Below are 18612 nucleotides of genomic sequence, written 5' to 3'. Positions count from 1 at the left end.
TCGGTGATCGCGCCGAGAGGCGCCATTTCGCCACCGCCCGCATTGGCGAAGACCACGTCGATCTGCGCGTGCTTCTGCTGGATGGCATCGTAAAGCCGATCGATGTCGGCGAGCTTCGACATGTCACCGCGGACGCCGGTGACCTTGCCGCCGATCTGCTTCACCGCGGCGTCGAGCGCGTCCTGCCGGCGGCCGGTGATGAACACYGATGCGCCCTCGGTGGCGAAAGCCTTCGCCGTTGCGAGRCCGATGCCGCTCGTCCCGCCCGTCACCACCACGACCTTGTCGTCGAAYTTGCTCGTCATTGTYCGTCTCCTTGAAACCGAGCGRCGAMGCGCCGCCGCCCTTTTCAAATGYGACAAGAACGATGATGCGTGTAGTCGCCGAATATGGCACTCATCGTTCCACAAACGGAACGATGATGAAGATCGACTTGAACGACTACGCCTATTTCGCCGAGGTCGTGGCTCACGGTGGCTTCGCCCCGGCAGGCCGGGCGCTGCGCGAACCCAAATCGAAGCTCAGCCGGCGCATTGCAGCGCTGGAAGAGCGGCTCGGGCTGCGGCTGATCGAACGATCGAGCCGGCGCTTCCGCGTGACCGATACGGGCCTTGCCTTTTACGATCGCTGCCGGGCGATCATGGCGGAGGCGGAGCAGGCCGAGGCGCTGGTCATGCAGGCTCAGTCGGAACCGCATGGCCGCATCCGCTTCAGCTGTCCCACCGGCATGTTGGAGCCGATCTCGGGCCTGATATCGTCCTTCCTGGCCAAATATCCCAAGGTGCGTCTGCAACTCGTTGCGACTGACCGGCCCGTCGATCTGATCGCCCGTGAGGCGCTTTCCGACGGGCGCCTCGTCCGCGTACTGCCAGCGTGGCACGGGCTCAAAGGCATCGTGCATTTAGTCTTCACGACCCGGCGCGGTCTGCCACCGGCGGTCCGGGCGTTGATCGATCATCTCGCCGCCGGATTTCAGAGAGAGTTGGCCACGAAGGCGACAATGTAAGGCTCGCGTTACGCGGCGCCACGCAAACACTCCGCCATGCGCAAGACCCAAGCTCTGTTGGGTCGGCTTTCGGGCAGTACGCTAGAGTCCGCTTGTGGCGCCTGGAAGGCGCCCAAGCGGTTTACGAGCACGTGGGCGCGAACCTGAAATCGGAACGCTGCTCCAACTAGTTTCTCACACGGGGACAGGAGCTGGAACAGCTCTGGATCAAATAAGCCCCCGGCCTTTACCCGTCGCAACTTATCAAGGGCGCTGCCGTCCTAACGCTCACCCTGAAATCTACATGTTCGAGCGGAATTCCCGGGGCGTTTGCCCAGTCGCTTTTTGGAAGGCGCGCGCGAAATTGGCAGGGGAGGAATACCCCATCTCCGCCGAAACACGGGTGATCGAGCCGTCCGTGTGCCGGAGCAATTCGGTCGCTCTTTGAAGCCTTGCTGCGTTCGTCATGCTGCGAAAATCGGTACCAACCCGATCCAGCTCACGCTGCAGCGTGCGGACACTGGTGCCCAATGGTCGAGCAACACGATCAATAGACACGCTGCCGGTGAGAACCTGGGCCCGAATCTGCTCCATGACGACGTCGAGCAGTCCCCGTGGAGCGCCGCCAGGCCGGTCTCGCGCAACATCCTCGATGGTGACGATCGGCCATGAGGCGCAGCGCGACGGAGCGGACAAATGATGGCGTTCCACCACTATGGTCACCGCTGGCGCGTTGAAAATGACCGGGCATTGGAAGAGATCTTCGAACAGGCCAGTCTGGCGTGGCCTGTTGATATCGAGTTCGACGCGTAGTGGTCGCCAGTCGACAGGTAGGTAGGCCCGGAAGAGGCTCAGCAGAACGCCGGCAGCCGCGCCGGCAACCATGTCGTAGCCAGTATGGCCAGCCAGGGCAAAGACATAGCGATATCGTGCCTCGTCGCCGACGATCGCGACCGACATCCTGTCGTCCGTGCTGTGATAGCAAAGGGCTGTCATGCTCCGCTGGATGGATTGGCCGAGGGTATCGGCTCCCAGTACGTAGCGGCCGTAACTGCCATAATTGGCGGCATTCATCATTGGGGCGATCAGGAGCCCGAGATTGGGTGCGCCTGTTTCTCTTGCGGCGGCATTGATGAATCCGACCACCGCAGCGTGCGGGATAAAGCAATTTCGGCCCTCGGTCAGTTCGAGGTCGAAGCCGGCGGCGCGCTTCGCCCTAAGAAGCGCCCTTTCCCCGATTTCGTGACGTACGAAGGCCGGCAGGCCATGCAGGATGTGGCTGGAGATGACTGGGATCTCAGCCATGCGCTGGACGCTCCAAAGGCTGCCGGGTTGGCGCAAAATGAGTGGTTTTGAATTCCGATTGGTGATTTGTTGCACAGTATATGTGACGCGCAAACGGAAAAATCCCCTAAGGGCAGCTGTCATAACTTCGATCAATTTGAGGAATCTGTAGCTGTGAACCTGTGCAGTTCAGCCAAGCCGACGCTTTTTGCGATCTTGTCGTTTCCAGGAGTCGCGCTGGCAAGACCCTCAGCAGGCAACACCAACGCTCTGGCCGAGATGTGAAAATCTTGTCTCGCTCCTGCCCAATTAACGTTTTTATCTCAACGATAATAAATAATAATTGCCGTACCTGTTAGCATAACTCAGCAGTCATTTTCCAGTTCTAAAGCAGGGGCTTATTCAGATGCTGACGAAACGAGATTTTATTGGAACCGCTGCTATTGCAACGGCACTTGCCACGACTGTGAGGTCAATTCCGGTTCTCGCGCAGAGCAAAGCCGAATGGCCCAGCATGATTGAAGCCAAGGACATCGCCGAAGCAGGCTTCATCTACGGCCTGCCTATCGTAATGAACTATGCCATCATGTATGAATATGCGATCGATCGCAATTCCGGGCAGTTCAAGGCACCGTTCAACCAGATCAAGAACGAACCCAACGTCTTCACCTATAAAGATACGGCAATCGTCACGCCAAACAGCGACACGCCCTATTCCTTTGCGTGGCTGGATTTGCGGGCAGAGCCGGTGGTGCTCTCGGTGCCGGCAATCGACCCGAAGCGCTACTACTCGGTCATGCTCTGCGATGGCAATACCTACAATTTCGGCTATATCGGCACCCGTGCCACGGGGAGCGAGGCCGGCGACTACATGGTGGTCGGGCCCGACTGGAAGGGCGACACCCCAGCGGGCATCAAGCAGGTGTTTCGTTCGAGCACACAATTTGCCCTTGCGGGCTATCGCACCCAGCTTTTCGGCCCGGATGATCTGGGCAATGTCGAGAAGGTGCAGGCTGGCTACAAGGTACAGATGCTCTCGGCGCATCTGAAGCGGACGCCGCCGGCGGCTGCGCCGGCCATCGACTTCCCGAAGATCGACAAGGAGCTCGTGAAGACCAATTTCTTTGAGTATCTCGACTTCGCGCTGCAGTTCGCTCCGGCGCAAGACAATGAGAAGGAGATGCGCGCGAAGCTGGCACGCATCGGCATTGGACCTGGCAAGACCTTCAACTTCAAGGATCTCTCTCTGGAGAAGAAAGTGGAGTTCGGCCTCGGCATGAAGGAGGGCCAGCGGAAGGTCGACGAGGCCGTCGCCAATGTCGGCAAGACGATCAATGGCTGGCGGGTCAGCGGTCTTCCCGGCGATAGCGCTCACTACAATGGCGACTGGATGAAGCGGGCCGTCGCCGCCCAGGCCGGCATTTATGGGAACGACCCGGAAGAAGCGACCTATCCGTTCACGCGTGTCGACAGCGAGGGCCAGACGCTCGACGGCAGCAAGCACAGCTACACCCTGACGTTCCCGCCCGGTCAGCAGCCGCCCGTCAACGCCTTCTGGTCGCTGACCATGTATGACGGCAAGAGCCAGCTCCTGATCGAAAACCCGATCAACCGCTATCTGATCAACTCACCCATGCTGCCCGCCATGAAGACCAACGCGGATGGGTCGCTGACGCTCTATATCCAGAACAAGTCTCCGGGCGCCGACAAGGAAGCCAACTGGCTGCCTGCCCCGAACGGGCCGATCTACTTGGTGATGCGGCTCTATTGGCCGAAGACGCAAGCTCCCTCGATCCTGCCGGCGGGCGCAGGCACATGGCAGCCGCCCGGTGTGAAACGGGCCTCATAGATGACGAAAGCTTCGCCCGCTTCTCCGTCGCAAGGTCGTTGAGATGAGGCCGGTTCTCGCGCTGTCGGCAGTGCAACTGCCGACAGCGAATGCAGCGCGATGCCGCCAGGGTGGCTCAGGCGCCAGCAGCCGGCATGATCAAGTTGCGATTTCAGTGGAGCGGCTTCTATGTTGGCGCCCAGGCCGGCTGGGCGCAGACCAGAACCGAGCTGACGCCAAGTGCCGCAATCGCCGGCCGGGTTGCCGTTGCCTCACTGCCCAGCTTGGACAAGAACGGCATCGCGGCCGGTCTGCTGGTGGGCTACAACCATCAGATCGGCCAGCTTGTCCTTGGTGGCGAGATTGACGGCTCTGCCCTCATCACCGGGAAGCAGCGGCACACAGCGCTGACCGGCGACTTCATCACCGCCCATACCAATTGGGCCGGCTCGGCCAGGCTGCGCGTCGGTTATGCCTTCGACCGGTTCATGGTCTACGCGACCGGCGGCCTTGCATTGGCCGCGCCCAAGTCGACGGTGACGGGCACTGGCTATTCCTATGGCGCAGGCGACAGCACGCGCTTCGGCTGGACCCTCGGCGCCGGTGCCGAATATGCGATCACGAACAACTGGATCGCTGGCCTGGAATATCGGTACGCGCAATTCCAGGAGGATACCTACACCTACCCGGTCGGCGTCGGCGGCCTCGGGATCGTCGGATTTAAGCAGCAACTGAGCACCAATCAGGTTGTCGGGCGGCTGCTCTACAAGTTCTGATCCTCTCGGGCGGCCTGCGTGCAGGTCGTCGGAGACCGTCTCATCTTTCGGTTCCGACACAGGGGCAACGCCATGAAACATGCGATCTTCGGCTGGGGTAACTTGGCTTTGGCAGCGGCCCTCGCGCCGACGGAGGCGAGCGCCGTCGTTTGCGCACGCGGGGTCGTGCGAGCTGGTTGTGCGGGGCGAATGGCGCCGTGGTGGCGCGTCGGCCCGTCGCTCCGCGTGCCGTGATTATCGCGCCCGTGCGACGCGGGTGCGCGATCGTCAACGGCAGGCGCGTGTGCCGCTGACCGCGGGCAAGAAGCCTCCAGATTCTCGTGAGGGCCACCGGGCCAGGTCGGGAGTCAAAACCTGGCGTCACTCGGCAATGTCCGCTTCCGGGCGAAGTCCCAACGTCCGCAAATGGCGCAAAGCACTTCTGATCTACGTTGGCCCAAGAGATTGTCGCTTCAGTTCATATCAACTCACAGAAACAGTTGTACAGCCGACGTTTTGGCAAGCGCGGCGCCATGGATTGCATCGGCGCCGCGCTTGCCCATGCCGGCCTGACTATCGAGCGGTCGCCTCCGGGAACAACATCTCCTTCTTCCAATCCGCCGGCGCGTTCTTCAAGCGGCCGACCTTGCCCATGAAGTCGGTGAAGGAGCCGAGATTCAGCACATCCGTGGTGATGTGCGTGGTCTTGTCGTCGAGGATTGCGACGAGTTCCTCCTTCGTCGAGCGGTCCTTGGTCAGGCGCAGATATACTTCCGCCGCAGCACCCTTGTCCTTCGCCACGGTCTCCGTCGCTTCTTTCAACGCCGCCAGGAAAGCGCCGTAGAGTTTGGGATTGTCGGTGCGGAACTTGGCCGTCGTTGCGAGAACGTTGAACGAGATCGGCCCGCCCAGGATTTCGTCGGAATTCAGGATGGCGCGGATTTTCTCGTCCTTGAGCTGAACATTCGAGAAGGGCGGCGAGGAGAAATTCGCGACGATCTCCGATTTGCCGCCTAGCATCATCGCCGTCGCGTCGGGATGGGAAAGAGAGACCGTCAGCGGATCGAGCTTCTCGAACTCCTTGTCGCCCCACTCTTTGGCGGCCGCGATCTGCAGGGCTGTCGCCTGACCGGATACCTTCACCGCCGGTACGGCGATGCGGTGCTGCGGGGTGAAGTCCTTCAACGACTGGATGGCCGGATCTCGCACGGTCAGCGTCCAGGCCATGGCGTTGAGGCCGCTGGCTGCACGAACGTCGACATTGCTGCGGGTGCGCGACCAGATCGTGATGATTCCGGTCGGCCCGAGAGCAGCGAAATCGAGACTGCCCGAGATCAGCGCATCGTTCATGACGTCGCTGGAGCGGAAGGTCGACCAGTCGACGGTGACGTCGCCGAGCCCCGCCGTCTTGGCATGCTTCTCGACCAGCTTCTGATCTTCCATCAGCATCAACTGGATGTAGCCGAGCCCGTACTGCTTGGCGACGCGCAGCGTCGTGGCCTCTGCCAGGGCCGCGGCCGTGGAGCCGAGCAGCGTCAGCGCCGCGGTTGCGGCCATGAGAATGCGCTTCATCGTGGTTCTCCCGTCTTCGCCGCTACGGCTCAAGGCCGGCGCTGCGTTTCATCCCATGCGATACGAGGCGGTGTTCCGCCCTCTTGTTGAAACGAGACTTCGGCCAGGCTCAGGGCTCTACCAGGAGGTCGAGCACGGTGACCTCCTTTTCCGCGACCATGTCCTTCGTCGCGGCGTCGAAACGCTTGAAATGCGGACTGGCGCAATGCGCGTCGAAGGCAGCCCGGTCGGTGTAGATCTCGTAGAGCAGGATCGTGTCCCGGTCGTCGTGCCGCTCCAGCACGTCGAAGCGCTCGCAGCCCGGCTCGTCGCGGCGCGAGGCCTGCGCGTTCTCCAGCATCAGTGGGAGAAATGCCGGCATCCGTCCGGAAGCGATGCGGAAGCGGACGAGAATGGTGAACTTGGCCATGGATGTCCTGTCTCGTTCGGCGCGACGCTCAGACGTCGGAGGCCTTCCAGTAATAGTCGCCGACTTCGGCGAGATGAGCGCGCATCGCGTCCGCCGCGGCCTGCGGATCGCCTGCGGCGACGGCCTGGTAGATGCGCTCATGGGCTGCGCAGGCGGCGTGCGCGGCGCCACGTGCCTTGAGCGAGGTCGTGCGCTGCTCGGTCAGCCATTCGCTGAGGCCCGTATGCAGCGCGGTGAAGATCGGGTTGCGGGGGATCTCGGCCAGGACGAAGTGAAAGGCCACGTCGGTGCGCTCGAAGCCGCGGCCGTGCTCCAGCGCCGACTTGTTGGCGGCGAGAGCCTCGCCCAGGCGCACGACATCCTCCGGCGTGGCGGTCTCGGCGGCGAGCCGCGCCACGCCAACCTCGAACATGGTGCGCGCCTGCTGGAAGTGATGGACGCCGTCGGGACGCGCCAGCAGATAGCGCGCGACGCCGGAGAGCTCCCCAATCATCGTGCCCGCGCTGGGCTGCGAGACCCGGGCGCGCTCGCCGCTGCTGATCACGATCAGGCCCATGCGCTGCAGCGCGAACAACGCCTCGCGAATGGCTGTGCGGCCGACGCCGTAGGCTTCCATCAGCTCGCGCTCGGCGGGCAACTGGTCTCCGGGGGCGTAGTGACCATCGTTGATCGCTGCCTCGAGGCGCTCGACGACCTCCTCGTAGAGCTTGCGCCGCCGGATCGGTTGCTGGCCGTGGATGGGTGCGCCGGAGACCATGTTGCTTTCCTTGAGGGGATGTAGCCGGCCCAACTCGCCCGGTTTCAGCTTCCGGGCAAGGCGTGGACGTTGTCGAAGAACAAGTCTTTCCAATCCTTCGGGGATTTCTTCAAGCGGCCGGTCTCGGCCATGAAGCTCGCCATCTTCAGGGTCTGGTGCGGTGTGAAGGTCATCTCGACCTCGGGCGCGGCGATCATTGCGTAGATATCGTCGACGCTTTCCTTGGTACCGGTCATGCGCTGATAGGTGGCGGCGGCCGCGCGCTTGTCCTTGTTGATCTGCTCGATCGCCTCCTGAAGGCCGGCGACGAAGGCCTGGTAGGCCTTGGGATTGGCCTCGCGGAAGCGTTTCGTCGCGTAGATCGCGGTGTTCGTCGCCGGCCCGCCCAGCACGTCGTAGCTGCTCAGCACCTTGTGGACGCGCTGATCGCGCTTCTGCTGGTGCTGGAAAGGCAGTGCCGAGAAATGCGCCGAGATCACGCCCGAGCCCGAGAGCAGCGTCGAGGTCGCTTCCGGATGCGGCAGCGAGACCGTCAGCGGGTCGAGCCGGGCATAGTTCTCCTTACCGAACTCCTTGGCAGCCGCCATCTGCAGCAGCAGCGCCTGGTTCGAGACCTTCACCGTCGTCACCGCGATGCGATCCTGATCGGTGAAGTCCTTGATCGACTTGACCTTGGGATTGGTGGTCAGGAGCTCCATCGGCATGTTGACGATGGCGCCGGCGCCCCGGACCTCCGTCGCGGTGCCCTGGGTGCGCGACCAGAGCGTCAACAGCGAGGGCACGCCGCCGCTGCCGAAATCGAGGCTGCCGGAGACGAGGCCCTCGGTGATCGCGCCGGGATTGCCGAGCTTGACCCAGGTCACGGTGAGGTCGGTGAGGCCGAGCGCCCTAGCGTGCTTCTGGGCCAGCTTGCCGTCCTCCATGATCATCAGCGGCAGGCTGCTGAGCCCGTATTGCTGGGCGGCCTTGATCTCCTTCACCTCGGCCCGGGCCGGGCCGGCAGCGAGCCATGCGAGTCCGGCAGCTGCGGCCAGTGCGATGACGCGTTTCACGACGATCCCTCCCGGATGATGGCGGGCCCGTTGACCGGGCTTCCGCCCGGTTCTCAGTGCTGCATGCCCCAGCGCTGCACGGTGCGCTTCTCGATCGAGCGGAAGATCACCGACTCGACGAACAGGCCGATCAGGATCACCGCCAGCAAGCCGGAGAAGACGCGGGCCGTGTCGAGCTCGGAGCGGGCCTCGAAGATGTACCAGCCCAGCCCGCCGGAGCGCGACGAGACGCCGAAGACGAGCTCGGCCGCGATCAGCGTGCGCCAGGCGAAGGCCCAGCCGATCTTCAGGCCGGCCAGGATCGCCGGGAAACCGGCTGGTATCAGGATGTAGAGCACATAGCGCAGGCCCTTGAGGCCGTAGTTGCGCCCGCTCATGCGCAGCACCTCCGGCACCGCCCGGAAGCCGGTCAGCGTGTTGAGCGACACCGCCCAGAGCACCGAATGCACGATCACGAAGATCAGCGAGCCGATGCCGAGGCCGAACCAGATCAGGGCGAGCGGAAGCAGCGCGATCGCCGGCAGCGGGTTGAACATCGCGGTCAGCGTGTTGAGCACGTCGGTGCCGAAGCGGGTCGAGACCGCGACGGTGGTCAGCACGGCGGCGAGGATGAGGCCCGTCCCGTAGCCGTAGATCAGCGAGCGCAGCGAGGTCGAGACACGGTCGATTAGCGTGCCGCTGGCGAGATCGCCGACGAAGGTGGTGACCGTCTCGGCGAAGGACGGGAACAGCAGCGGATTGCCGAGCCAGCGTGCGTAGAACTCCCAGACCAGCGCGAGTACGATCAGGATCGCGACCTTGCGGACGCCGTCATTGTTGACGATGCGCTCCATGGCCGAGAGCGGCCGCGCCACTTCGCCGATGCCGCTGACGCCGGCCGGCTCGATCTCGAATTCGGGGCGGCGCGCGAGCGGCGCGGCCTCGTTGCGTCCCAGCGCGGCCATGCTCATGCCTGGGCCTCCTCATCCTGTTTCGCCGGCCGCCCGAGCTCATGCTCGAAGAGCAGGCCGTGGATCTTTTCCGAAAGCGCGCCGAAGGCAGGCGTTCCCATCGCGTCGAAGCCGAGCTGCGAGGCGTCGAGCTCGGCCCGGACGCGACCGGGATGTGGCGACAGCACGAGGATGCGCGAGCCGAGGATGATCGCCTCCTCGATCGAATGCGTCACGAACATTAGAGTGAAGCGCACCTGCTCCCAGAGCTGCAGCAGCTCTTCCTGCATCTTGCGGCGCGTCAGCGCGTCGAGCGCGGCGAAGGGCTCGTCCATCAGCAGGATGTCGGGCTCCATCGCCATGGCGCGGGCGATCGCGACGCGCATCTTCATGCCGCCAGAGAGCATGTGCGGGTAGACGTCGCGGAATTTGGTGAGCTTGACCTTGTCGATGACCGACCACGCCCGTTCCATCGCGTCCTTGCCCTTGAAGCGGCCCGAGACGCGCATCGGGAAGATCACGTTCTCCAGCACCGTCTTCCACGGCATCAGCTGCTCGAATTCCTGGAAGACCATCATCCGGTCGGGGCCGGGGCCGACGACCTCGCGGCCGCGCAGCCGGATGCGCCCCTCCTCCGGCGTCATGAAGCCGCCGACGGCCTTGAGCATGGTCGATTTACCGCAGCCGGACGGGCCGAGAATGACGTAGCGGTCCTGCTCATGGACGGCGCAATCGACGCGATAGGTCGCGGTCACGAGGTGCTGCGGCGTCTTGTACTGCAGCGTCAGCCCCTCGACCTCGAGCAGCCTCCGCAGGACGGCGCCGGCCGGGGCAAGCGCCGCTCCACCCGCCGCTGGGGGCACATGGGCGTGAACGGGTCGTGGCTGTGCGATGGCTGACAATGTCACGCCCTTCTCCCTGAATCGTTCCTCGCGCGCCGGTGCTCGCCAATGGCGGCAGGGCTCATTATTTGGTCTACGTGTAGACCTATCATACCAGACATGTCAAACCGCGCTGCAAGGCATCCGCTCGGAGATGCCGGCTACGGGACAGGGACACCATGGACAGCGAGAAGACCGTGACCGTCAGCGAGGCGGCGTTGCAGGGCTTTTGCCGGGCGATGTTCACACAGGTCGGCGTGCCCGAACACGAGGCCGCCCTGATCGTCGACAACCTCGTGGAGGCTGATCTGCGCAACGTCGCCTCGCACGGCGTTGTGCGCTTGCCGATCTATGTCCAGCGCATCGAAGATGGCGGCTCGAACCCGAAGCCGCAGCCCAGGATCATCCGCCAGAGCCGGACCACCGCGGTGCTCGACGGCGACAACGGCATGGGCCAGATCGTCGGCATCCGCGCCATGGAGATCGCGATCGAGAAGGCCAGCGACGGCGACTGCGCCTTCGTCTCGGTGTGCAACAGCAACCATTACGGCGCTGCCTCGCATTATGCCGAAATGGCGGCGAAAGCCGACATGATCGGGCTCAGCTTCACCATCGGCGGTATCAACCACATGACGCCCTGGGGCGGTGCCGAGGCGATTCTCGGCAACAACCCGTTCGCCTTCGCCTTCCCGACGCGCGAGGGCTTCCCAGTCGTCCTCGACATGGCCTGCAGCGTTGCAGCGCGGGGGAAGATCATCGTCGCGGCGAAGGACGGCACGCCGATCCCGGCCGGTTGGGCGAGCGGTCCGGACGGAGCGCCGACCACCGACCCGGTCGAGGCGCTGAAAGGCTTCGTGCTGCCCGTGGGCGGCCCCAAGGGCTACGCGCTGACGCTGGGCATCGGCCTGCTCAGCACCATGCTGTCCGGCGCCTATTTCGGCTCCGAGGTCACGCATATGTACGAGCAGACCACGACGCCGCAGAATGTCGGACACCTCTTCGGAGTGCTGCCGATCTCGGCCTTCGAGGACCTCGACCACTACTATGCGCGCATGTCGAAGGCGGTCGCCGACATCCAGGGCACCAGGAAGGCGCCCGGCGTCGAGCGCATCTATCTGCCCGGCGAGCGCGAGCACCTCGCGCTCGTCGAACGCCGCCGCAACGGCATCCCGCTCAATGCTGCAGTGTTCGACGAGCTCAACGAAGTCGGCGCGAAATACGGCCTGTCGCTGGCCAAGGCGGGCTGACGGCAGTTCACGGAACGTCGAGAGATGGGGCTTGCCAAGCACCGCGGGTGTCCGTATTCCTAACGTATCGCTTAACGCATACATTGTTGGATGCGCATGGACCTGGGCCAATCTCATGTAGCCGCTTCCGGTCGGGCGCCGCGCTCGACGGACGCGGTCTATGCCCGGCTGAAGGAGCAGATCCTCGACAACCGTTATCCGCCCGGCGCGCAGATCCTCGAAAGCGAGATCGCTACCGAGCTCGCCGCCTCGCGCACCCCGGTCCGCGAGGCTTTCGTGCGGCTTCAGCAGGAAGGGTTGCTCGAGATCGTGCCGCGCCACGGCGTGCGCATCTCGGCGCTCTCGCCCGACGACATGCGCGAGATCTATGAGGTGCTGATGTCGCTGGAGCCGACCGCGGTCGAACTCCTGGCGGCGCGCCGGCCGGACCGGTCCGAGCTCGAAGGCCTGATCGCCTCCTGCGATGCCATGGAGGCGGCGCTCGCGGGCGAGCCCGACCTGCAGGCCTGGGCGGGAGCCGACGAGGCATTTCATCTCAACCTCGCCCGGCTCTGCGGCAACAGGCGGCTGGCGGCGATGATCATGCAGGTCTGGGATCAGGCCCACCGCGCCAGGATGTTCACGCTCTCGCTGCGCCCGTTGCCGTTGCAGTCCACGGCCGAGCACCGCGCGGTGCTCGAGGCCATCCTCGCCGGCGATGTCGAGCGCGCCCGCGAGATCTACCACGCCCACCGCAAGCGCGGAGGGCGCGAGCTCACCTCCATCATCGAACGGCATGGAATCCAGAGATTATGACGTCAAACTCCTTCCATCTCGCGGTGATGCCCGGCGAAGGCATCGGCATTGAAGTCATGGAGGCCGCCGTCGCGGTTCTCAGCGCGGTCGAGAAGCGCTTCGACCTGTCCTTCCGCCAGGAGCAGATCCCGGGCGGCGCCCACCACTTCAAGGAGACGGGCGCCATCCTGCCGAAAGAGGGCATGGAGCGCGTCGGCAAGGCGGACGCGATCCTGTTCGGCGCCATGGGCTGGCCGGACATCCGCTATCCGGACGGCACCGAGATCGCGCCCCAGCTCGATATCCGAATGCATTTCGGTCTCTATGCCGGCGTGCGGCCGATCCGCGCCATTCCCGGCACACCCCCGGTGCTCGCCCATGAGCGCTGGAAGGACATCGACCTCGTGATCGTCCGCGAGTCGACCGAGGGCATGTTCGCCTCGCGCGGCAAGGGCGAGATCATCGACGACAAGGAAGCGCGCGATACGCAGGTCATCACCCGCAAGATCACCGAGCAGCTGACCGAGTTCTGCTGCGGCCTGGCCCGCCGCCGCCGCGAGACACGCGGTACGCCGGGACGCGTGACCCTCGTCGACAAGGCGAACGTGTTCCGCTCCTTCGCCTTCATGCGCAAGGTCTTCTACGAGACCGCGGCAAAGCACCCCGACATCGAGGCGCGCCACCACTATATCGACGCGATGGCGCTCGACCTCGTCCGCCGGCCCTGGGACTTCGACGTGCTACCGACCGAGAATCTGTTCGGCGACATCCTGTCCGACCTCGGCGCCGGGCTGATCGGCGGCATGGGTTTCGCGCCCTCGGCCGATATCGGCGAGGCCAACGGCATGTTCCAGCCGAGCCACGGCACGGCCCCCGACATCGCCGGCAAGGGCATCGCCAATCCGACGGCGATGATCCTCTCCGCCGCGATGATGCTGGACTGGCTCGGCGAGCGCCATGGCAGCACCGCCGCTCGCCACGCGGCCCGCGCCATCGAACTCGGCGTCGATCACGCCTTCGGCAAACTCAACCTGCGTAGCTACGATATCGGCGGGCGCCACGGCACGCGCGACATCGGCAGCACCATCGCCGATCTGATCCAGAGCGGAAAAGTCGATCCGCAATGACACTCGCGGTCGCAATAGCGGGCTGCGGCTATTTCAGCCGGTTCCACCAGGATGCCTGGAGCCGGATGGAAGGTGTGCGGGTCGTCGGCGTGGCCGATCGCGACGCAGGCAAGCGCGAGGCCGCGGCCACGCTGTTTCCGGGCGCTTCGGCTTTCGAGGATGCCGAGGCGATGCTCGATGCGACCCGCCCGGAACTGATCGACATCGTGACGCCGCCCGCGACGCATCGGGCGCTGGTCGTAGCCGCCGCCGGCCGTGGCGTGAAGATGATCTGCCAGAAGCCGCTGGCGCCGAGTTTCGAGGAGGCGGAAGCGGTCGTCGCCATCGCCGAGGAAGCCGGCACCATGCTGGCGGTGCATGAGAATTTCCGCTTCATGCCCTGGTTCAGGGAAGCAAAGCGACTGGTCGCGGAGGGGGGCGTCGGCACGCCGCTCAACATCAATTTCCGTCTGCGGCCGGGCGACGGACAGGGGCCGGAGGCCTATCTCTCGCGCCAGCCCTATTTCCAGAGCATGCCGCGTTTCCTCATCCACGAGACGGGTATCCACCTGATCGACGTGTTCCGCGACGTGATGGGCGAGATCACCGGCGTCTTCGCGCGGCTGCGGCGGATCAATCCCGTGATCAAGGGCGAGGACGCCGGCTATGTGATCTTCGACTTCGCGAGCGGTGCAGCCGGGATGTTCGACGGCAACCGCCATGTCGATCACCCCGCCACGGATACGCGGATGACCAATGGCGTGCTGTTGATCGAAGGGACGGAAGGCGTGATCCGGCTGGACGGCTTCGGCCGCCTGTTCGTCCGTCCGCGCGGCGGCGAGGAGCGCGAGCACGTCTATGGCTGGGAGGACCGCGGCTATGGCGGCGACTGCGTCTACGGGCAGACGCGCCATGTCGCCGAGCACGTCCTGAACGGGACGCCGTTGGTCAATTCTGGCCGCGAGTACCTGCGCAACCTGACGATCGAGGAAGCCGTCTACCGGTCGGCGGAGGAGGGACGCTTCATCGCCGTCTGAACCGAATGCCCCCGGCCGCGGGAAGACGGGCGACGCAAGCCCGCATGCGACCGGACAACAACAACAAGCACAACGATATCCAGGGAGGATAGCATGCAGAGCAGGCGCCATATTCTGAAGGCCTCGGCGGTTCTCGCCGGCGGCGCGATCACCGGTTTCCCCGCCATCGTCGGCGCGCAGAGCGCACGCACCCTTCGCTTCAGCCACACCGACACCTCGGTCGGCGCTGCGCAGGAGGCGTCGCTGCGCTTCGCGGCTGCGGTCGAGCAGTTCACCTCGGGCCGCTACAAAGTTCAAGTCTTCCATTCCGGCCAGCTCGCCAACGACGCCAAGTCGCTCGACCAGTTGCAAGTCGGCGGCCTGGATTTCGCCCTCACCGGCGTCGTGACCTTCACCCCCCATGTGAAGGATCTCTCGCTGATCGCGCTGCCTTATCTGGCCGAGAACTACGAGCAGGGCTGGAAGCTCTACGACACGTCGAAGTTCATCAAGCAGCAGGCCGACCTACTGCCGGCCAAGGGCATGCGGATCGTCGGCAACTGGGAGGCCGGCTTCCGCAGCTTCACCACCAATTTCCCGCTTAACAGCCCGGCCGACGCGAAGGGCAAGAAGCTTCGCATCGCGCCCGTCGAGATGATCCGCTGGATCATGGAATCGATCGGCTTCTCGCCTGTCGTCATGCCCGTGACCGAGGTCTATCTCGGCATCCAGCAGAACACGGTCTCCGGCCAGGAGAACCCGATCGACACGATCTTTTCGCAGCGCTTCTACGAAGTGGCGAAGCACGTCACCCTGTCCCAGCACGTCTATTCGCCGCGCTGGCTCGCCATGGCGGAGAGGACCTTCAAGGGCATGACCCCGGCCGATCAGGAGGCGATCCGGAAGGCCGGCAAGGAGGCCGGCGACTGGAACCGCCAGGAGGTCCGCGCCAATGACGAGAAGCTTCTGGCCGAGATGACGGCGAAGGGCGCGACCATTGCCAAGCCGGATCTCTCGATCTGGCGGAAGGCCAGCGAAGGCGCCTATGAGCGCGCCCGCAAGGAGTTCGGCCCCGCCGTCGACCAGATGCTCGGCGAGGCGGCCGAGATTCGCAAGAGCATGAGCTGACGTTCGGCGACTGGGACAGCGGAGGCCGGCATGCAATTTCTCTATCGTCCCGACCCGGCCGAGCCGGCGCCCTTGCGCTGGCTCGGTGATCTGGTCGACCTGACACTGACGCTGCTGGCCGCGATGCTGCTCGTCGTGATGTTCGCCAATGTCGCGGCGCGCCTGGCGCTCAACAGCGACCTCGCCTGGAACACCGAATTCGGCGAGTTCGTCCTGCTCTGGGCAACGTTCCTCGGCGGGGCCTCGGCTGCCCGCCGGGGGGCGCATATGCGCATCACCGAGTTCACCGACAAGATGCCGCCGGCCCTGCAGATCGCCGTCGAGATTGCGACGCGCCTCGGCGTCGTCGGGCTGCTGATCCTGCTGATCTCCTATGGCTGGAGCATCACCGAGAGCACGATGGGGCAGGAGCTCACCGTGCTGCATGTGCCGATGGGGTTCCAGTATCTCGCCATGCCGGTCGGCTCGGCGCTCGCCCTCGTCTTCGTCGCCTACGAGATCGCGCTGCTCGTCCGCGGCAGGCCGATCCCGCAGGAAGCCTTCCAGGACTGATCCTCATGGTTCTCGCCATTATCTGCGCGGTCTTCTTCGCGCTCGCTCTGCTCGGCATGCCGCTGGTCTGGGCCCTGCTCCTGACGACGGTCGCGACGATCGCGATCTTCGGCATGAGCTATCCGCTGGAAGCCATCTTCCTCTCCTACATCTCGAGCGTCGAGCCGCTCCATCTCGCCGCGATCCCGCTCTTCATCTTCACCGGTGAACTGATCACCCATGGCGGTGTCGGCCGCCGACTGATTGACTTCGCGCGTTCGCTGCTCGCCTTCATGCCCGGCGGACTCGGCGTCGTCACGGTCTCGGCCTGCACGATGTTCGGCTCGGTCTCGGGCTCGGCGGTGGCGGATTCGGCCGCGATCGGCTCGATCATGGTGCCGCGCATGGCCGAGCGCGGTTATCCGCGCGCTTTCGCAGCGGCGCTGATCGCGGTCGCGGGTACGATCGGCGTTCTGATGCCGCTCTCGATCCCGCTCCTGGTCTACGGTTTCGTCGGCAACGTCTCGATCCGCGAGCTCCTGGTCTCGGGTGTGTTCCCGGCCTTCACGCTCGCCTTCGTACTGATCCTGCTCTGCGTCTGGAAAGGGCGTTCGCTCGGCTGCGATCTCGGCGGCGCGATGCCGAGTCGGCGCGAGATCTGGAAAAGCTTCGTCGCGATCCTGCCTGCCTCGGGCATGCCCGTCGTCATTCTCGGAGGCATCCTCACCGGTATCTTCACGCCGACGGAGGCCGCCTCGGTCGCCGTGTTCTACGGCATGATCCTGGCGCTCTTCGTCTATCGCGAGATCAAGCCGGCGCAGATTCCTGGCATGCTACTGCAGAGCTTCCGGACCAGCGCCGTGGTGATGCTGGTCGTCGGCGCCACCGGCGCGCTCTCCTGGCTGATCACCGTCGAGCAGATCCCGGCCAATCTGGCGCAGGCGATCCTCACCATCGCCGAGAACAAATACGTCTTCCTGTTCCTGCTGAACCTGGCGTTGATCCTCGTCGGGATCTTCCTGGAGCCGCTGCCTTCGCTGATGCTGACGGCGCCGCTCTTCATCCCGGCCGCCAAGGCCTTCGGGATCGACCCCGTGCATCTCGGCCTGATCATGGTCTTCAACCTGGTGATCGGGCTCTACACGCCACCCGTCGGCGGCACGCTCTTCGTAGCGGCCAAGATCGCCCGGGTCGGCATGGTCGCGATCTCGCGCGAACTGATCCCGATGTTCATCCTCGCGCTCTGCGTTCTGTTCCTCGTTACCTATGTCGAGGCGATCCCGATGGCTCTGGTCTGGCTGATGCGCGGATGACGCTCTCTCTCGACGACGTCTCGCTGCTGGGCTCCGGCCTCAGCCGACCTGAATGTGTCCTCGCCACCGCGAAGGGCGATCTCTATTCGGCGGACTGGCGCGGCGGCGTCGCTCATATCAGGCCGGATGGCCGCCAGGCGCTCTACACGGCTGCGACCGCCGATCTCCCGGAAGGCCTGCGCCCGAACGGCATCGCGCTCGAGCCGGACGGCTCCTTCCTGCTTGCCAATCTCGGCAGCGAAGCCGGCGGGGTCTGGCGGCTGACGAGGGATGGGCAGGTCGAGCCCTATTGGACGGAGATCGAGGGCCAGGCGATCCCACCCTCGAACTTCGTCCTACGCGACCATCGCGGCCGGCTTTGGCTGACGGTCTCGACCACGAAGGTGCCGCGCTCGCTCGACTATCGCCGCGATTCCCGCAGCGGCTTCATCGCCGTGATGACCGACAGGGGCGCGCGCATCGTTGCAGACGGGCTCGGCTTCACCAATGAATGCCAGCTCTCGCCAGACAGGCGCTGGCTCTATGTCAACGAGACCTATGGCAGGCGGCTGAGCCGCTTCGCTCTACGCGACGATGCGAGCCTCGGGCCGAAAGAGGTGATCCACGAATTCGGCGAGGGCCAGTTCCCGGACGGCCTCGCCTTCGACGAAGCGGGCGATATCTGGATCGCCAGCGTGATCTCGAACCAGTTGCTGCGGCTGGCACCCGATTGCGGACGCTGCGAGATCATGCTCAACGAGACTGATCCGGCCCATGTCGCCTGGGTCGAGCAGGCCTATGCGGCGAACGCTCTCGGCCGTCCGCATATGGACCGGAATCCATCGACGCGGCTGCGCAACCTCTCGAGCATCGCTTTCGGCGGCCCCGACCTGCGCACCGGGTATCTTGGCTGCCTTCTCGGTGACACGATCGCCCAAATTAAGCTGCCGGTCGCAGGCGTGCGGCCCGTGCACTGGGGCTACTGAAAGGACCAGAACGCTCGAACACTCGCCCATAGGTCCGCTTTCGGGCGTGGCGCTAAGGTCGGCTCCTGGCGCCAAGCGCG

General features: G+C 64.6%; 19 protein-coding genes and 1 pseudogene. 12 read left to right on the top strand and 8 right to left on the bottom strand.

Features of this window, described 5'->3' with window-relative positions:
* Window positions 1-305 (bottom strand): SDR family oxidoreductase (locus tag AC1DEZ_RS25915; protein ID WP_476781094.1); only part of this gene is annotated, 305 nt, incomplete at its 3' end.
* Window positions 306-418: 113 nt separating this feature from the next.
* Here AC1DEZ_RS25915 and AC1DEZ_RS25910 point away from each other — a divergent pair.
* On the top strand, window positions 419-1006 hold the full coding sequence (locus AC1DEZ_RS25910; RefSeq protein ID WP_476781099.1) for a LysR family transcriptional regulator: 588 nt from the start codon (window positions 419-421) through the stop codon (window positions 1004-1006).
* Window positions 1007-1285: 279 nt separating this feature from the next.
* Here AC1DEZ_RS25910 and AC1DEZ_RS25905 read toward each other — a convergent pair whose 3' ends face one another.
* A complete protein-coding gene (locus AC1DEZ_RS25905) occupies window positions 1286-2290 on the bottom strand; it encodes an AraC family transcriptional regulator (RefSeq protein ID WP_476781093.1) in 1005 nt (334 codons plus the stop codon).
* A 385-nt stretch (window positions 2291-2675) separates the two neighbouring features.
* Here AC1DEZ_RS25905 and AC1DEZ_RS25900 point away from each other — a divergent pair, with 385 nt between their 5' ends.
* The 3 genes and pseudogenes from AC1DEZ_RS25900 to AC1DEZ_RS25890 all read left to right on the top strand — a co-directional run bounded on the left by AC1DEZ_RS25900 (window position 2676) and on the right by AC1DEZ_RS25890 (window position 5166).
* Window positions 2676-4118 carry a DUF1254 domain-containing protein gene (locus AC1DEZ_RS25900; RefSeq protein WP_476781092.1) on the top strand — a complete coding sequence of 481 codons (1443 nt, stop codon included), beginning with the start codon at window positions 2676-2678 and terminating at the stop codon, window positions 4116-4118.
* Between the two features lie 89 nt (window positions 4119-4207).
* Window positions 4208-4873 (top strand): outer membrane protein, encoded by a 666-nt coding sequence (locus tag AC1DEZ_RS25895; RefSeq protein WP_476781091.1) that lies wholly within the window; start codon window positions 4208-4210, stop codon window positions 4871-4873.
* Between the two features lie 72 nt (window positions 4874-4945).
* A pseudogene (locus AC1DEZ_RS25890) lies at window positions 4946-5166 on the top strand (hypothetical protein).
* Window positions 5167-5425: 259 nt separating this feature from the next.
* On the opposite strand, the gene AC1DEZ_RS25885 reads toward AC1DEZ_RS25890, so the two are convergent.
* From AC1DEZ_RS25885 to AC1DEZ_RS25860, 6 genes are all read right to left on the bottom strand, one after another.
* The gene (locus AC1DEZ_RS25885) at window positions 5426-6424 is read right to left on the bottom strand and encodes an ABC transporter substrate-binding protein (protein ID WP_476781090.1); all 999 of its coding nucleotides are present in this window, start codon (window positions 6422-6424) and stop codon (window positions 5426-5428) included.
* A 109-nt stretch (window positions 6425-6533) separates the two neighbouring features.
* Window positions 6534-6833, bottom strand: coding sequence for a putative quinol monooxygenase (locus tag AC1DEZ_RS25880; protein WP_476781089.1), 300 nt, complete (start codon window positions 6831-6833; stop codon window positions 6534-6536).
* Between the two features lie 28 nt (window positions 6834-6861).
* Entirely contained in the window at window positions 6862-7590 is a 729-nt protein-coding gene (nanR, locus tag AC1DEZ_RS25875; protein ID WP_476781088.1) for a transcriptional regulator NanR, read from the bottom strand.
* A 44-nt stretch (window positions 7591-7634) separates the two neighbouring features.
* A complete protein-coding gene (locus AC1DEZ_RS25870) occupies window positions 7635-8642 on the bottom strand; it encodes an ABC transporter substrate-binding protein (RefSeq protein WP_476781087.1) in 1008 nt (335 codons plus the stop codon).
* Window positions 8643-8695: 53 nt separating this feature from the next.
* Window positions 8696-9592: an ABC transporter permease gene (locus AC1DEZ_RS25865; protein WP_476781086.1), complete on the bottom strand. Its 897-nt coding sequence runs from the start codon at window positions 9590-9592 to the stop codon at window positions 8696-8698.
* The gene (locus AC1DEZ_RS25860) at window positions 9589-10386 is read right to left on the bottom strand and encodes an ABC transporter ATP-binding protein (RefSeq protein ID WP_476781098.1); all 798 of its coding nucleotides are present in this window, start codon (window positions 10384-10386) and stop codon (window positions 9589-9591) included. The genes AC1DEZ_RS25865 and AC1DEZ_RS25860 overlap by 4 nt, the downstream gene beginning before the upstream one ends.
* Window positions 10387-10631: 245 nt before the next feature.
* On the opposite strand from AC1DEZ_RS25860, the gene AC1DEZ_RS25855 reads away from it, so the two are divergent.
* The 8 genes from AC1DEZ_RS25855 (at window position 10632) to AC1DEZ_RS25820 (ending at window position 18532) form a co-directional block, all read left to right on the top strand.
* Window positions 10632-11699 (top strand): Ldh family oxidoreductase, encoded by a 1068-nt coding sequence (locus AC1DEZ_RS25855; RefSeq protein WP_476781085.1) that lies wholly within the window; start codon window positions 10632-10634, stop codon window positions 11697-11699.
* Window positions 11700-11795: 96 nt separating this feature from the next.
* Window positions 11796-12494 carry a GntR family transcriptional regulator gene (locus AC1DEZ_RS25850; RefSeq protein WP_476781084.1) on the top strand — a complete coding sequence of 233 codons (699 nt, stop codon included), beginning with the start codon at window positions 11796-11798 and terminating at the stop codon, window positions 12492-12494.
* Complete coding sequence (locus AC1DEZ_RS25845) at window positions 12491-13600, top strand: isocitrate/isopropylmalate dehydrogenase family protein (protein WP_476781083.1); 1110 nt, start codon at window positions 12491-12493, stop codon at window positions 13598-13600. The genes AC1DEZ_RS25850 and AC1DEZ_RS25845 overlap by 4 nt, the downstream gene beginning before the upstream one ends.
* Window positions 13597-14616: a Gfo/Idh/MocA family protein gene (locus AC1DEZ_RS25840; protein WP_476781082.1), complete on the top strand. Its 1020-nt coding sequence runs from the start codon at window positions 13597-13599 to the stop codon at window positions 14614-14616. Before AC1DEZ_RS25845 ends, AC1DEZ_RS25840 begins: the two co-directional genes overlap by 4 nt.
* A 93-nt stretch (window positions 14617-14709) precedes the next feature.
* Window positions 14710-15723, top strand: coding sequence for a TRAP transporter substrate-binding protein (locus tag AC1DEZ_RS25835; protein WP_476781081.1), 1014 nt, complete (start codon window positions 14710-14712; stop codon window positions 15721-15723).
* Window positions 15724-15753: 30 nt separating this feature from the next.
* Complete coding sequence (locus AC1DEZ_RS25830) at window positions 15754-16275, top strand: TRAP transporter small permease (protein WP_476781080.1); 522 nt, start codon at window positions 15754-15756, stop codon at window positions 16273-16275.
* A gap of 5 nt (window positions 16276-16280) precedes the next feature.
* Window positions 16281-17567 carry a TRAP transporter large permease gene (locus tag AC1DEZ_RS25825; protein WP_476781079.1) on the top strand — a complete coding sequence of 429 codons (1287 nt, stop codon included), beginning with the start codon at window positions 16281-16283 and terminating at the stop codon, window positions 17565-17567.
* Window positions 17564-18532, top strand: coding sequence for an SMP-30/gluconolactonase/LRE family protein (locus AC1DEZ_RS25820; protein WP_476781078.1), 969 nt, complete (start codon window positions 17564-17566; stop codon window positions 18530-18532). The genes AC1DEZ_RS25825 and AC1DEZ_RS25820 overlap by 4 nt, the downstream gene beginning before the upstream one ends.
* The last annotated feature ends 80 nt before the right edge of the window (window positions 18533-18612 follow it).

It is taken from the genome of Allobosea sp. 10L422, assembly GCF_056395345.1.
This window is presented reverse-complemented; position numbering and strand designations above follow the sequence as displayed.

Excerpts from the sequence above, each read along its gene's own strand:
- AC1DEZ_RS25910 (WP_476781099.1), top strand. The coding sequence starts at position 419 with ATGATGAAGATCGACTTGAACGACTACGCCTATTTCGCCGAGGTCGTG.
- AC1DEZ_RS25905 (WP_476781093.1), bottom strand. The coding sequence starts at position 2,290 with ATGGCTGAGATCCCAGTCATCTCCAGCCACATCCTGCATGGCCTGCCG.
- AC1DEZ_RS25900 (WP_476781092.1), top strand. The coding sequence starts at position 2,676 with ATGCTGACGAAACGAGATTTTATTGGAACCGCTGCTATTGCAACGGCA.
- AC1DEZ_RS25895 (WP_476781091.1), top strand. The coding sequence starts at position 4,208 with ATGCAGCGCGATGCCGCCAGGGTGGCTCAGGCGCCAGCAGCCGGCATG.
- AC1DEZ_RS25885 (WP_476781090.1), bottom strand. The coding sequence starts at position 6,424 with ATGAAGCGCATTCTCATGGCCGCAACCGCGGCGCTGACGCTGCTCGGC.
- AC1DEZ_RS25880 (WP_476781089.1), bottom strand. The coding sequence starts at position 6,833 with ATGGCCAAGTTCACCATTCTCGTCCGCTTCCGCATCGCTTCCGGACGG.
- nanR (WP_476781088.1), bottom strand. The coding sequence starts at position 7,590 with ATGGTCTCCGGCGCACCCATCCACGGCCAGCAACCGATCCGGCGGCGC.
- AC1DEZ_RS25865 (WP_476781086.1), bottom strand. The coding sequence starts at position 9,592 with ATGAGCATGGCCGCGCTGGGACGCAACGAGGCCGCGCCGCTCGCGCGC.
- AC1DEZ_RS25855 (WP_476781085.1), top strand. The coding sequence starts at position 10,632 with ATGGACAGCGAGAAGACCGTGACCGTCAGCGAGGCGGCGTTGCAGGGC.
- AC1DEZ_RS25850 (WP_476781084.1), top strand. The coding sequence starts at position 11,796 with ATGGACCTGGGCCAATCTCATGTAGCCGCTTCCGGTCGGGCGCCGCGC.
- AC1DEZ_RS25845 (WP_476781083.1), top strand. The coding sequence starts at position 12,491 with ATGACGTCAAACTCCTTCCATCTCGCGGTGATGCCCGGCGAAGGCATC.
- AC1DEZ_RS25840 (WP_476781082.1), top strand. The coding sequence starts at position 13,597 with ATGACACTCGCGGTCGCAATAGCGGGCTGCGGCTATTTCAGCCGGTTC.
- AC1DEZ_RS25835 (WP_476781081.1), top strand. The coding sequence starts at position 14,710 with ATGCAGAGCAGGCGCCATATTCTGAAGGCCTCGGCGGTTCTCGCCGGC.
- AC1DEZ_RS25830 (WP_476781080.1), top strand. The coding sequence starts at position 15,754 with ATGCAATTTCTCTATCGTCCCGACCCGGCCGAGCCGGCGCCCTTGCGC.
- AC1DEZ_RS25825 (WP_476781079.1), top strand. The coding sequence starts at position 16,281 with ATGGTTCTCGCCATTATCTGCGCGGTCTTCTTCGCGCTCGCTCTGCTC.
- AC1DEZ_RS25820 (WP_476781078.1), top strand. The coding sequence starts at position 17,564 with ATGACGCTCTCTCTCGACGACGTCTCGCTGCTGGGCTCCGGCCTCAGC.